This window comes from Vibrio galatheae (assembly GCF_000967545.1).
Taxonomy (GTDB): Bacteria; Pseudomonadota; Gammaproteobacteria; order Enterobacterales; family Vibrionaceae; genus Vibrio; species Vibrio galatheae.
This window is the reverse complement of record NZ_JXXV01000008.1, coordinates 13,980-27,896: the sequence shown is the minus strand read 5'-3', so window position 1 is coordinate 27,896 and position 13,917 is coordinate 13,980. Positions and strand designations below refer to the sequence as shown.

Annotated in this window: 11 protein-coding genes and 1 pseudogene; 4 read left to right on the top strand and 8 right to left on the bottom strand. The window is 47.3% G+C overall.

Going from position 1 to position 13,917, the window contains the following annotated elements:
- Positions 1–133: 133 nt before the first annotated feature.
- Entirely contained in the window at positions 134–1,957 is a 1,824-nt protein-coding gene (locus tag TW81_RS04100) for an ABC transporter ATP-binding protein (RefSeq protein ID WP_045954465.1), read from the top strand.
- Between the two features lie 144 nt (positions 1,958–2,101).
- Here the strand turns inward: TW81_RS04100 and gorA are convergent, their stop codons facing one another.
- The gene (gene gorA / locus TW81_RS04095; RefSeq protein WP_045954464.1) at positions 2,102–3,457 is read right to left on the bottom strand and encodes a glutathione-disulfide reductase; all 1,356 of its coding nucleotides are present in this window, start codon (positions 3,455–3,457) and stop codon (positions 2,102–2,104) included.
- A gap of 203 nt (positions 3,458–3,660) precedes the next feature.
- Positions 3,661–4,500: a 23S rRNA (adenine(2030)-N(6))-methyltransferase RlmJ gene (locus TW81_RS04090; RefSeq protein ID WP_045954463.1), complete on the bottom strand. Its 840-nt coding sequence runs from the start codon at positions 4,498–4,500 to the stop codon at positions 3,661–3,663.
- A 217-nt stretch (positions 4,501–4,717) separates the two neighbouring features.
- Between TW81_RS04090 and prlC the strand changes: the two genes are divergently transcribed.
- Entirely contained in the window at positions 4,718–6,760 is a 2,043-nt protein-coding gene (prlC, locus tag TW81_RS04085) for an oligopeptidase A (RefSeq protein WP_045954462.1), read from the top strand.
- 100 nt (positions 6,761–6,860) lie between these two features.
- On the top strand, positions 6,861–7,064 hold the full coding sequence (locus tag TW81_RS04080; RefSeq protein ID WP_045954525.1) for a lipoprotein: 204 nt from the start codon (positions 6,861–6,863) through the stop codon (positions 7,062–7,064).
- Here TW81_RS04080 and TW81_RS04075 read toward each other — a convergent pair.
- The 4 genes from TW81_RS04075 to TW81_RS04060 form a co-directional block, all read right to left on the bottom strand.
- Positions 7,061–7,513, bottom strand: coding sequence for a DoxX family protein (locus TW81_RS04075; protein ID WP_045954524.1), 453 nt, complete (start codon positions 7,511–7,513; stop codon positions 7,061–7,063). The genes TW81_RS04080 and TW81_RS04075 overlap by 4 nt on opposite strands.
- A 4-nt stretch (positions 7,514–7,517) precedes the next feature.
- On the bottom strand, positions 7,518–8,300 hold the full coding sequence (locus tag TW81_RS04070) for an HvfC/BufC N-terminal domain-containing protein (RefSeq protein WP_045954461.1): 783 nt from the start codon (positions 8,298–8,300) through the stop codon (positions 7,518–7,520).
- Positions 8,297–9,154, bottom strand: coding sequence for an MNIO family bufferin maturase (bufB, locus tag TW81_RS04065; RefSeq protein ID WP_045954460.1), 858 nt, complete (start codon positions 9,152–9,154; stop codon positions 8,297–8,299). Before bufB ends, TW81_RS04070 begins: the two co-directional genes overlap by 4 nt.
- 70 nt (positions 9,155–9,224) lie before the next feature.
- Positions 9,225–9,485 carry a BufA1 family periplasmic bufferin-type metallophore gene (locus TW81_RS04060; protein ID WP_045954459.1) on the bottom strand — a complete coding sequence of 87 codons (261 nt, stop codon included), beginning with the start codon at positions 9,483–9,485 and terminating at the stop codon, positions 9,225–9,227.
- 320 nt (positions 9,486–9,805) lie between these two features.
- Between TW81_RS04060 and uvrD the strand changes: the two genes are divergently transcribed.
- Positions 9,806–11,977 carry a DNA helicase II gene (gene uvrD / locus TW81_RS04055; RefSeq protein WP_045954458.1) on the top strand — a complete coding sequence of 724 codons (2,172 nt, stop codon included), beginning with the start codon at positions 9,806–9,808 and terminating at the stop codon, positions 11,975–11,977.
- A gap of 55 nt (positions 11,978–12,032) precedes the next feature.
- Here the strand turns inward: uvrD and TW81_RS04050 are convergent.
- A pseudogene (locus TW81_RS04050) lies at positions 12,033–12,460 on the bottom strand (VOC family protein).
- Positions 12,461–13,231: 771 nt separating this feature from the next.
- Positions 13,232–13,900, bottom strand: a complete 669-nt coding sequence (locus tag TW81_RS04045) for a LysE family translocator (protein ID WP_045954457.1) — start codon at positions 13,898–13,900, stop codon at positions 13,232–13,234.
- Positions 13,901–13,917 lie beyond the last annotated feature (17 nt).

Sequence of the window (13,917 nt, the reverse complement as noted above, 5' to 3'; positions counted from 1 at the left end):
ACAGTCATATCTAAATAGTAAGCTTAATGGTAATTGTTATCGTTTCTTCTTTTATTTTTGACATTGTACTGACTTTTCTGTCAAAAGATAGTACAAGGGGCACAAATTTATTTTCCAGACTTGAATTACCACTATGTTTAATTGGTTTGAAAAACTGACCCAACCCTTTCCTAAAATAGAGACGGCTAAGCCGCCGAAAACCCTATTCGGCTTTTGTCGCTTCTACACTCGGGGCTTTGAGCTGCCTTTGGCTGTGATGGCGGTGTTGAGCGCCTTGATCGCCATTACCGAAGTAACGCTGTTGCGATACATGGGGGAGTTGGTTGATATCTTAGCCAACCAAGAACGCGCTACGTTCTGGCAAGATCAGGGCGATCGCATGTTGATGATGATGGGCTTGGTTGTGGTTGTTATGCCGCTGCTTGGTATATTGCACTCCATGATCATGCACCAGTCGCTGCTGGGTAACTACCCAATGTCGATTCGCTGGATGATTCACCGTTATTTGCTCAAGCAAGCGGTGGGCTTTTTCCAGCGCGACTTTGCTGGTCGCGTGGCGACTAAGGTCATGCAGAGTGCGCTTGCCGTTCGAGAAACCGTCATGAAGCTGGTGGATGTGCTGGTTTATATCACGGTTTATTTCCTGTCGATGATCTGGATGGTCGGGGAATCGGACATTCTGTTGATGCTGCCAATTGTGGTATGGCTGTGCTTGTACATAGTGATCCAGTTCTATTTCATCCCTAAAATGAAGCAAGTGGCGACTGACCAAGCCGATGCGCGTTCGGTGATGACAGGGCGTATTGTTGACTCATACACCAACATTTCTACCGTCAAATTGTTTGCTCACTCTCAGCGTGAGTTGGATTATGCCGAAAGTAGCATGAAGCAGTTTTTGCAGACCGTATATCGCCAGATGCGCATGGTTACCTGCTTACTGTTGAGTGTGGATGTATTGAACTACGTACTATTGCTTTCTATTAGCGTGTTGTCCGTTTTACTGTGGCTGGATGCAGCAGTGACCATTGGGGGTATCGCGGTGGGTATCAGTATCGCTTTGCGCGTTCAGGGGATGTCGAAGTGGATCATGTGGGAAGTGAGCGCACTGTTTGAGAATATAGGTACCGTTGTTGATGGTATCAACACCATTTCAAATGATGTCGAAGTCAAAGATGTGCCCAATGCCAAGCCAATGCAAATCACCCAAGGCGACATTCACTTTGATCAGGTTGGCTTCAATTACAATGACGAGAAGGCGGTGTTCGAGAAGCTGGATTTGAACATCAAACCGGGTGAGAAAGTTGGTATTGTTGGCCGCTCTGGTGCCGGTAAGTCAACCTTGGTTAACCTGCTGCTGCGTTTTTATGATGTTAACAGCGGAACGATTCGTATTGATGGGCAAGATATTTCTCAAGTCGAGCAAGAGTCATTGCGCCAGCACATAGGCATGATCACCCAAGACACCTCATTGCTGCATCGCTCTATTAAAGAGAACATCTTGTATGGCAACCCAGATGCGTCAATGGAAGCTGTGATTGAAGCCGCGCAAAAAGCTCACGCGCACGAGTTTATTGCTGAGTTGAAAGATGAGCAGGGTAACTCTGGCTATGACGTTGAAGTTGGGGAGCGAGGAGTCAAGCTGTCTGGTGGTCAACGCCAACGTGTCGCTATTGCCCGAGTACTACTGAAAAATGCGCCAATACTTATCATGGATGAGGCGACATCAGCCCTAGACTCTGAAGTTGAGTCAGCGATTCAAGAGAATCTAGATGTTCTGATGCAAGGTAAAACCGTCATTGCGATTGCTCACCGCCTGTCAACGATCGCGGCGATGGATCGCTTAATCGTTATGGACCAAGGTAAAATCATCGAGCAAGGCTCACATCAACAGCTACTTGAACTCGGTGGGGTTTACGCCCAGCTATGGCAGCATCAGACGGGTGGGTTTATTCACTGATTGTGACTTAGCCACTTGTGCCAGAAGGATGTAAACCTTGGGGCGAAATAAAAATAAGGGCGATACCTAGGTATCGCCCTTATCTATTTTGATTACGTTATATTCAATGTGAAAACTTAAATAAGGTTCTGAATATAAATGAGTTTATCTCATGGTAACGAACTCTTCGCTGCCCGTTGGGTGGATTGCCACTACAGAGTCGAAGTCTGCTTTGGTTGCGCCCATCTTCATCGCAACGCCAAAACCTTGAATCATTTCATCGACGGTGAAACCAATACCGTGCAAGCCCACAACCGTCTCTTCTTCACCTGCACAAACCAGTTTCATTTTACATGGCTGACGGTGCTTAGTTACAGCCGTGTACATCGCGGTAAAGCCAGAGGTATAGACTTTGATATTGTCTTTACCGTACTTCTCTTCCGCTTCTTGAGTCGTTAGGCCAATAGTACCGATAGGTGGGTGGCTGAATACCACAGTTGGAACTAGGTTGTAATCCATTTTTGCGTTTGGCTTGTTATTAAACAAACGCTCAGACAGTTGACGACCTGCTTTAACCGCGACAGGAGTCAGCTCAATGCCGCCTTCCATGATGTCGCCAACACAGTAGATACCAGACACATTCGTTTGTTGGAACTCATCAACTTTGATATAGCCTTTGTCATTGGTTGCTACGCCAGTTGACGCTAGGTTGATCGCATCCGTTGCAGGGTGACGACCGATCGCCCAGATTAGCTGGTCAACGTTTTGGCTCTCGCCGTTTTCTAGATGCAGAGTCAGGCTGCCGTCTGCTTCTTTAACGATTTCTTTTGGTACAGAATGGGTGTGCAGTTTTGGCCCTTCTGCATCCATTACCTCAACTAACGTCTCGATGATCATTGGGTCAAAGCTGCGTAGCGGGGACTCTTTACGCACAAATAGGTGCGTTTCTGTACCTAGCGCATGCAGTACGCCAGCGATTTCTACTGCGATGTAGCCCGCGCCAACAACGGCTACGCGTTTTGGTTGCTCGGCGAGATCGAAGAAGCCGTTTGAGTCAATACCGTACTCAGCGCCAGGAATATTAGGGATAGTTGGACGACCACCCACGGCGATCAGGATGTGATCAGCTGTGTAGTGTTCACCATTGACTTCGACGGTTTTCTCATCGACAAACTTGGCAAAGCCGCGAATCACATTGACCTTGTTATTGCCAAGAACGCGATCATAAGATTGGTGGATGCGACCAATGTAAGCCTGACGACTCTCGACCAATTTGCCCCAATCGAAACCTTTTACATCTACATCGAAGCCGTAATCTTCAGCGTATAGATTCATTGCTTCAGCGATTTGCGCGCCGTGCCACATGACCTTTTTCGGTACACAACCGACGTTGACACAAGTGCCGCCTAGGTCTTGAGCTTCAATCAGTGCTACTTTTGCGCCATACATAGCAGCGCGGTTAGCTGATGCGATACCGCCGCTGCCGCCGCCAATACAGATGTAATCAAAATGAGTCGCCATTACTTTCTCCGAGCTTATTAATTTATTGATCGCTACATGAGTATATAGGGATGAATTCGTGCGAACTCAATCCATACCTCACAGCTGTCCTTGTCGTCTATCATAAATCGACTCTGAACGATTTCCCAATGAGAAAAAGTGAGCAGGGTTATGACAAATAGCGATAAAGCAGAGTCGCAGGCCTCTGCTTTATCTCGGATGGTTTATTCGGGAACAATCCATTCCACTTTAAAGTGACCGGTTGCCGGCGCAATCGCTTGTTTTAAAAACGGAAGAATTTCGTTCATCTGGCTTTCAAGCTTCCATGGCGGGTTGATGACAATCATGCCTGATGCTGTCATTCCGCGTTCATTGGTATCGGGGGCAACACCGAGCTCTATTTGCAGAATCTTACTAATGCCAAGGCCTTGCAGCCCTTCAATCATGTCTTCAATATCGTAGCGATTAACCACAGGGTACCAAATTGCGTAGATCCCAGTTGCCCAGCGCTTGTAGCTTTGATAGATGGCCTGAACCACGTCACGGTACTCTTTGGCTAATTCGTAAGGCGGATCGATGAGGACTAAACCACGGCGCTCTTGCGGCGGTAAGCTCGCTTTGAGGCGCTTAAAGCCATCTTCTTTAAAGATGCTGACTTGACGATCACGGTGGAATTCTTGTTCGAGTAAGGGGTAATCACTCGGATGCAGCTCCGTCAGCACCATGCGATCCTGTGGGCGTAAGTGAGCACGTGCTACGCGTGGAGAACCAGGGTAGTAACGTAATGAATCACCGTTATTGAGGACTTTTATCGCGTCTAAGTAACTTTGAATTTCTGCAGGAATTTCATTTTGTTGCCAGACACGAGCGATACCTTGTTTGTACTCGCTGGTCTTTTCTGACCATTCATGGGTCAAATCATAGCGACCAACACCAGAGTGTGTATCGTGGTAAACAAACGGTTTCTCTTTCTGTTTAAGAGAGTTAAGAATAAGGCTTTGAACGATGTGTTTAATCACGTCGGCATGGTTGCCCGCGTGAAAACTGTGGCGGTAACTTAACAAAATGACTCTCTCGAAATGGTGTTTAAACCATATTGAAGTTAGGACGAACAATTCGCTGATTATATACCCAGTGGCAAAGCGATGCTCGCATTTAGCGACAACTTAGCCACCGTCTTCTATTGAAATATCCAGATCGAACCTATATTTAGTCTATAAGACGTTGAATATACGAAACAGACGAACCCGCTAGTTCGCTTGCCAACAAAAGGAATGATTTATGTCCAACCCACTGCTTAGCTTTACCGATTTGCCCCCGTTTTCAGATATCAAACCGGAGCACGTTGAGCCAGCTGTCGAGCAGGTGATCGCCGATTGCCGCGCTAAGATTGATTCTGTGTTAGAAGGTAATACGCAACCGTCATGGCAAAACGTAGTTGCTCCGATAGAAGAAGTGGATGATAGATTAAGCCGTATCTGGTCTCCGGTCAGCCATTTGAATTCGGTGATGAACAGTGATGAGTTGCGCGAAGCGTATGAAAGTTGCTTACCGCTATTATCAGAATATGGCACTTGGGTTGGCCAGCACAAAGGCTTGTTTGATGCCTACAAAGCAATCAAAGCGAGCAAGGAGTTTGATTGTTTGAGTCAGGCGCAGAAGAAAACCATCACCGACTCGTTACGTGATTTTGAACTGTCGGGCATTGGTCTTCCTGCTGATCAACAGCATCGTTACGGCGAGATCAGTAAGCGTATGTCGGAGCTCGGCTCTAAATTCTCCAACAACGTCCTAGATGCGACTATGGGTTGGAGCAAGCATGTCACCGACGAGAAAGATTTGGCGGGCATGCCAGAGTCTGCATTGGCGGCGGCGAAAGCAGCAGCACAAGCGAAAGAGCTTGATGGCTACTTGTTAACACTGGATATCCCATCCTACTTACCTGTGATGACATACTGCGATAACCAAGAACTGCGTAAAGAGCTTTACGAAGCGTATGTGACTCGAGCATCTGATCGTGGTCCAAAAGCTGGTGAATGGGACAATACCGAGATCATCAACGAACAGCTTAAACTGCGCCATGAAATCGCACGTATGCTCGGTTTCAACACCTACAGTGAAAAATCTCTGGCGACTAAGATGGCAGAGAACCCTTCTCAGGTCTTGAGTTTCCTTAATGATTTAGCCAATAAAGCAAAACCACAAGGTGAGCGTGAAGTTGAAGAGCTGCGCCAGTTTGCGCAAAGTGAATTTGGTGTTGAAGCGCTAAATTTATGGGATATCGCTTACTACAGCGAGAAACAAAAGCAGCACTTGTTCCAGATCTCTGATGAAGAGCTGCGTCCTTATTTCCCTGAAGCGAAAGCGGTCAGTGGTCTGTTTGAGGTGCTAAAGCGCGTGTTTGGCATGACAGTACAAGAGCGCGAAGGCGTTGATACTTGGCATGAGTCCGTGCGCTTCTTTGACATTTTTGATGGCGACAACACTCTGCGTGGCAGCTTCTATCTTGATTTGTACGCTCGTGAACATAAACGTGGCGGGGCGTGGATGGATGAATGCCGTGTACGCCGTATTAATGCTAATGGCGAGCTGCAAACGCCAGTGGCGTACCTAACCTGTAACTTCAACCGCCCAGTGGGTGATAAACCCGCGTTATTTACCCATGATGAAGTCGTGACTCTGTTCCACGAGTTCGGTCATGGCATTCACCATATGTTAACTCAAGTGGATACCGGGGCGGTGTCGGGTATCAACGGTGTGCCTTGGGATGCGGTAGAGTTGCCAAGTCAGTTCTTAGAAAACTGGTGTTGGGAAGAAGAAGCGCTGGCGTTTATTTCTGGTCACTATGAAACCGGAGAGCCGCTACCAAAAGAGATGCTAGAGAAAATGCTCGCGGCGAAAAACTTCCAGTCGGCGATGTTTATTTTGCGTCAGTTAGAGTTTGGCTTGTTTGACTTTACTCTCCACACTGAGTTTGACCCAGAGGTTGGACCACGAGTATTAGAAACTTTAGCCGAGGTGAAATCTAAGGTAGCGGTGTTGCCAAGCCTAGAATGGAATCGTTTCTCACATAGCTTCAGCCATATCTTTGCTGGAGGTTACAGCGCGGGTTACTACAGCTACTTATGGGCTGAAGTCCTCTCTTCTGATGCGTTCTCACGTTTTGAAGAAGAAGGCATCTTTAATACCGAAACCGGACAAAGCTTCTTAAACAATATTCTTGAAATGGGTGGCAGCGAAGAGCCGATGGAACTGTTCAAGCGCTTCCGTGGTCGTGAACCACAGATTGATGCTTTGCTGCGTCACTCGGGAATTGCAGCTTAACTTAGGTCATAGTTTTGCTAATTCGAAACCGCCGCACTGATACAGTGAGGCGGTTTTTGTTATTATGCCAACCATTAAGCACGCGGAGGTTTTTATGCTGATGAAAAGAGTTTTACTGGTTGCGGGTTTGCTCATAGTTGTCGCGGGGTGCGCTGAGCTTAAGCAGGCAGGTACAGAAGTGGGGCACGCAACTCGCGATGTTACCACGGCGATTGGCCATGCGACGCGCGATACGACGAAAGCCATCGGACACGCTTCACGAGATGCGGTCAACTCAGTCAAAGATGATTTGAGCGAAGACTAAACCAATTTGTCGCGCAGAAGTTTATCTAGCGACAAACTGCCAGCTCCCCAAACACAAACGATAAATAGCATTAGCCCCCACAACTGATGGTCGTAAAAGCCTTTTTCCCACAACGCCGGGTAGGATACGACGGCGAAAATATTGAACACAAACAGCATCGCAGCCATCGGACGTGTCATTAAGCCGATAGCGAGAAAAACGGGCAGAGCGAGTTCTGCGCCAGTACCAAGATAGGCGGCCAACTCCCACGGCAGGATCGGTACCTGATATTCGTATTCAAACAGAAACAAGGTACTGTCCCACGAAGCAATTTTTGTCAGCCCGGAATTAAAAAATACCCATGCCACCCAAAGTCGGCAAAACAGCAAAAGTAGTGGCACTACACCCATTTGCAGTGTGTTGACCCAGTTATCGTAGCTAGCGAGCATATTGTTGATCACACGCGACATCATATTATTCCCCTAATTCGGTCAGCGTAAAACCAGCCAGCAATTGATGCTGAGTTAACCAATCCAAATGACCCAGTAGTGACGGTGGAATTTCACCAAGCGTCTTGCCTGATTGCAGATGCTCGATGAGCTGAAAAGGGGCTTCATCTAGGGCTAATGTCCACACGCCACTTTGTGCTGAACTCACCACAATACCCTGTTCTGCTTGCTCTAGATTTAAATCGTCGAAGTTGTTGGTGTTAATGGCTTCTTGTAGCGAAAACAGCGCGTAACACGACTGAAAAGTGGTCACGCCAGGTTTGAATAACAGTTGGATGCGCGCTTGATCTTGAGGTGAAACGTGGGCTAGTTGATCGAGTGGACGTAGATCGCTAGCTTGATCTTGCTGATTGCTCAACTGCCTAGCTAGGTCGATTTGCCACTCATAACGAGCGACTTCAAGACTATAAGGTGCCGCTTCAACCACGGCAGGGAAGCGTTTGATGGTCTTATCAAAATATTGGCCATAATGGCTGACATCACCGTTTTCTAACGGGTTGCTGAGCACATGCTGACGCGCGACTTGCGCAAAACATTCTTCTCCCCACAATGCATGCAGCATAGGGTAACTCGCTTGCAGGACTTCGCTGAGGCCAATAATGAAATTATTGCGGTAAATCTGCATGCGTTGATCTGCGGTGAAATTGCCGCTGTGAATGTCGCAATCCTCACCGGTCGCTTGGTAGTGCAAGGCTCTAGCAAAGGTGTTTTGTAGCTCAGCAAGAGACGGAGCGCAGTCTAGTGTCATGAGACCTTCCTCCGCGAGCCTTGATTTTGCTCAAGGTAATGGCTTGCTTTTGCAGCTTCGCCGAGTAACACCTCAGGAGACGGGATGTCTAAATCCCACTCGATCAGTGTGTGTCTTTCACCGTAGTTTTCTAGCCAGTATTGGTACAGTTGCCACACTTCATCGCTGACTGGACGACTGTGAGTGTCAATCCAGATCTCCCCCTCATCAAGCTGTTTAACGGTAAAGCCTGCCAAATGAATTTCATCCACGGCATGAGAGGGAATCGCATCGAGATAGTGTCGGCTGTCAAATTCATGGTTGAACGCCGAAACATGTATATTGTTTAAATCCAGCAGTAAACGACACTCGGTACGCTGTTGCACTTCAGTCAAAAAATCCCATTCGTTGATGGTGGAATGGTTGAACTTGACGTAACTGGAAGGGTTTTCGATCAGGATTGGGCGTTGTAGCGTGTCTTGCACTTCCAAGACATTACGACAAAAAACCGCTAAGGCTTCTTCGGTATAAGGCAGCGGCAATAGGTCATTGAAATAGTGGCCGCCATTTTCGCTCCAACTTAAGTGGTCAGAGACCAAAAAGGGTTCGAGCTCGTTAATCATGCTTTGCAGGTGTTTAAGATGGTCGCGATTGACACGTGCCACGCTACCAAGGGAGAGACCAATCCCATGACAGCTGATCTGATAGTCGTTGGCTATCTGGCGTAGTGTTTGACGCTCAGCCGAATAGGGCTGAAAGTAATTCTCACTGTGCACTTCAAGCCAAGCAAGCGCAGGTTTATGCTGGCTAAAATAATCAAGGTGTGGTGAGCGTAACCCCACCCCGACTTTATGATGAAAATGATCGGTGTTCACAGTATGTTCCTTGAGTATCAAAGCGGAAAAAGTAAGGCGGCTTGTTGAGCATTAAGCCGCCCAAACTCGATTAAGACGACTGAGTGCTACCACCCGCCAACTTACCGCATAGTCCTTTTGGTACCACGACGAAAGCGTCGGTTTGGTTGTCTTCTTTTGATGTGCCTGCACACGAACTTGCTTTTGTTGCACAGTCATTTTTGCCTGCTTTTGCGACGCCATAGCATTTTTCTTTTTCTGCCGCGACGGCTGGTGCTGCTGTGAGCATAGTGCCACCAAGCGCGATTAAACCAGTGACAGCAGCAGTAACAGCAAGATTAGACTTTTTCATAGTAATTTCCTCAGACTTATTCCTTTACTTAGGGTAGGCAAGCGAATCATGAAGCAATTCATCAACTTGCTTAGTTAAGAGGAAAGAATAGGTGTTGAAAAACTTTCAAAAATTTATAAAAAGTTGGTTTTTTATTTGTTGTGCTTATTTAAATGCTTGATTTAACCGCAATTTGACTGGATGAATTTTTTCTCTTTTGTGCCAGCACTACAGCAAGGGCACTTGGCAAAGTTTCGCTTGCCCAGCTCTGCTCCTAGCATCTTGAAGTCACTCGGGTATAATGCCATTTCATGTATAGATAACCAGTAGCTGAGCACCCAATGGATCCTTCATTACTTCTCGATGGCCTGAATGACAAACAGCGTGAAGCCGTTGCCGCCCCCCTAGAAAACTTACTTGTGCTAGCGGGCGCAGGGAGTGGTAAAACACGTGTGCTAGTCCATCGCATCGCGTGGTTAATGTCGGTTGAGCAAGCGTCACCGTTTTCGATTATGTCGGTTACCTTTACCAATAAAGCCGCAGCAGAAATGCGCGGACGTATTGAAGAGCTGATGATGGGCAGCGCGTCAGGCATGTGGAATGGGACTTTCCATGGTATCTGCCATCGAATTCTGCGCGCTCACTACCTAGATGCTAAGTTACCGGATGATTTCCAGATCATCGACAGCGATGATCAACAGCGCTTGCTGCGTCGTTTAATTAAGGCGCAAAACCTTGACGAGAAGCAGTGGCCTGCTCGTCAAGTGAGCTGGTGGATCAATGGCAAAAAAGATGAAGGTTTGCGCCCTAAGCATATTGATGCCTACCATGACCCAGTCACCAAAACCTACCTTCAGCTCTATAGCGCCTATCAAGAAGCGTGTGATCGCGCCGGTTTGGTCGATTTTGCTGAAATTCTTCTTCGGGCTCACGAGCTACTGCGTGACAATAAGTTTGTTCGCGAACACTACCAAGCACGCTTTAAGCATATTCTGGTCGACGAGTTCCAAGATACCAACAACATTCAGTACGCTTGGCTACGTATGATGGCTGGCCCGGATTCACACGTGATGATCGTTGGTGATGATGACCAGTCTATCTATGGTTGGCGCGGGGCAAAAATTGAGAATATCGAGAAGTTTACCCGTGAGTTCCCAAGTGTGAACACCATCCGTCTTGAGCAAAATTATCGCTCGACCAAGACCATCCTTGAAGCTTCTAACACTCTAATTGCCAATAATACCGAGCGTATGGGGAAAGAGTTGTGGACCGATGGCGCTGAAGGTGAACCTATCTCCGTTTATTCAGCCTACAACGAATTAGATGAAGCCCGTTTTGCCGTTAACAAGATCAAAGAGTGGCAAGATAAAGGCGGTGCTCTGAATGATGCTGCGATGCTGTATCGCAACAATGCTCAGTCACGTGTATTGGAAGAAGCCTTGATTCAAGCGGGGCTGCCGTATCGAATTTACGGTGGCATGCGCTTCTTCGAACGCCAAGAAATTAAAGATGCGCTGAGTTACTTGCGCTTAATGTCGAATCGCAACGATGACTCTGCGTTTGAACGCGTGGTGAACACACCAACGCGTGGTTTAGGCGACAAAACGTTAGAGACCATTCGTTTCGCTGCGCGTGATCGTGGTTGCACCATGTGGCAGGCGAGTGTGGCCTTGATCGAAGAAAAGGTTTTACCTGGTCGTGCCGCTGGCGCGTTGAGCCGCTTTGTTGAGCTGATTAACGCACTTGAAGATGATACGTATGAACTCTCTTTGCATGAGCAAACTGACCACGTGATCAAGTACTCCGGTTTGTTTGCTATGTACGAGCAGGAAAAAGGCGAAAAGTCTAAGGCACGTATTGAGAACTTAGAAGAGCTGGTAACGGCGACTCGTCAGTTTGAAAAACCGGAAGAAGCCGAAGAGATGCCACTGCTGACGGCCTTTTTGACTCATGCTGCGCTGGAAGCGGGCGAAGGCCAAGCGGACGAGTTTGAAGATGCGGTTCAACTAATGACACTCCATAGTGCTAAAGGTTTGGAGTTCCCGTTGGTATTTATGGTTGGGGTTGAAGAGGGGATGTTCCCAAGCCAGATGTCGGCGGAAGAAGCGGGGCGTTTGGAAGAAGAGCGCCGTCTTTGTTATGTCGGTATGACACGGGCGATGGAAAAACTCTACATAACCTATGCAGAGATGCGTCGCTTGTATGGCCAAGATAAGTACCACAAACCATCGCGTTTCATTCGTGAACTCCCTGAAACCTGTTTAGATGAAGTGCGAATGAAAGCTCAGGTGAGTCGGCCTGCCAGCTCTGGCCGTTTTAGCCAAACTGTGGTGAAAGAGAGCTTCAATGAAACCGGGTTCAGTTTAGGTTCTCGTGTGATGCATCCTAAGTTTGGTGAAGGCACCATCATTAACTTTGAGGGCAGTGGCCCACAAAGCCGAGTACAAGTGGCGTTTAACGGTGAAGGCATTAAATGGCTAGTGACCGCATACGCTAAGCTTGAAAAGATCTAGTTTTATTCGCCAGACACAGCGAACAAAAAGCGCCAACAGTAGTTGGCGCTTTTCGTTAATAGGTGTAGTCGTTGCGCTCACTAGGTTGGGTCGAGAAGTATTCAATAAATTCGAACTGAACATTATTCCCTTCTACATAATACGCACTTTGTCTATGTGGGTGCTCTCCCCCAAAGTGATCGACTTCATAACTCTGTTGACGCAATCTTTCTATGAGGGGGGGAGTGCTGGGACAACAATGCCAAGGTGTTTTACGCCCGTCCACTGGCCAGTCCATTCTTTTGCTCGACCATCGCCACCAGACTGAACGGTAATGTAGTTTTCATCATCACCAACATGAAACCAGTCGACGGTTTGCCCAGTGGGAGCATCCCATTCGCCAGTACCACGAATTTTCCAGTCAGGAATGGCAGTCAGTAAAAATTTAACGGTATCTTGAGCGTCGACGACGCTAAGGTTGGCGTGTTCTAAGTAGTATTTCATAGTTACATCCTTGTTGAGTTGTTGAGTTGTTGAGTTGTTGAGTTGTTGGGATGTAATGACTGTAAAATCTCAAGCTTAGTTGAGGTCAAGCCATGATATGAAATTAATTGAAATTTTGATTCGATGAATAAAGAAAAACCCCGAGGGCCAAAGCCCATCGGGGTTATAGTCTTACTCGCAGCAATCCGGCTACTATAGGTGCTCCATGCATCTAATCCTTGATAGTATGCTGACGTCCTTCAGCTTAGTCCATTCATCGCCATCCTAGCGGTGTCCTTGACCCTATCCTGGTCTGCTAACAATCCTCGTTAGCTCACTTCGCTTGTTCCTTGAGCGGTGTCCTTTTCATCATCCTGATGATAAGTCCTTTCCTCGTCCAGAGGTGTCCATTTCCCATCCTTAGTAGCAACCATCCTAGTTACTATTGCGTCCGTTCAATGTCCAATTCGCTTTCCGTGCCGATTACTCATCCTAAGCAACCGTATCTTCTTCCTGAAGATTACCAAATCCGTGGTAATTTCCTGTTCCGTGTCAGCATCCTTCCGACACAATCCATATTACGCGTTTAACGATATTGAGCAATATGACGCAAACGATTTTCTACATAAAAATTCGATTATTTTGTATACGTATTTATGCTAAACAATCACTTACGAAAAGTGGTTCTCATTTTTCTCAGCAAAAAAGCTATATTTACTCACTTGCTTGTGCGAGATCTCGCACAAGCAAGTGAGGCGATCGACGCATACCCATTTCAAACCTTTGTTCAATTTAGAACCGTTGTGCGATTGCTAAGAGTGATTGCCAGAGAATAGTCACGCCAATCACAGTAAATAACAGGCCACATAACAGGTTGATATACACGGCCATGGCTTTGATTTTGTTCTGCATACGCTGAGTGGAGAGCACCCACGCCAGAAACGAGAACCATAGTAACGACAAGCTCCAGAGAATCACCAGTGCTATGCCTTTGCCACTGAGCGACATTGAAGCAGGAACTAGGCTCGACATCAGGCTAACGAAAAATACCAGTGCTTTCGGGTTGAGAATATTGGTGGCAAAGCCGCGTGAAAATGCCTCACGCCTATTGCTCAGCAGCAGGCTTGGTTGTGCAGCCTCCGTATGATTGATCTTAGGCTGACGCAGACTCGACCAGCTAGCCTTGAGGGCACCATAGCCAAGGTAAGAGAGATAGCTACCGCCTGCCAGTTGCAATAGAGCAAACACGATCGGCTGCTGATGAACCAGATAACTGATGCCAGTTAAGCTGAGGATCGAGTGCAGCAGGATTCCACAGGAGAGTCCAAGTGCAATGTACAGGCCGGTTTGGCGTCCGTAGCGAGTGGCATTTTGCACCACAAGCGCAAAGTCTGGGCCGGGGCTCATTAGTGCGACAAAGTGAACCACTGCCAGAGTGGTTAAGATAGTAAGTTCGTTCATCAGGCTCGTCTATTTAT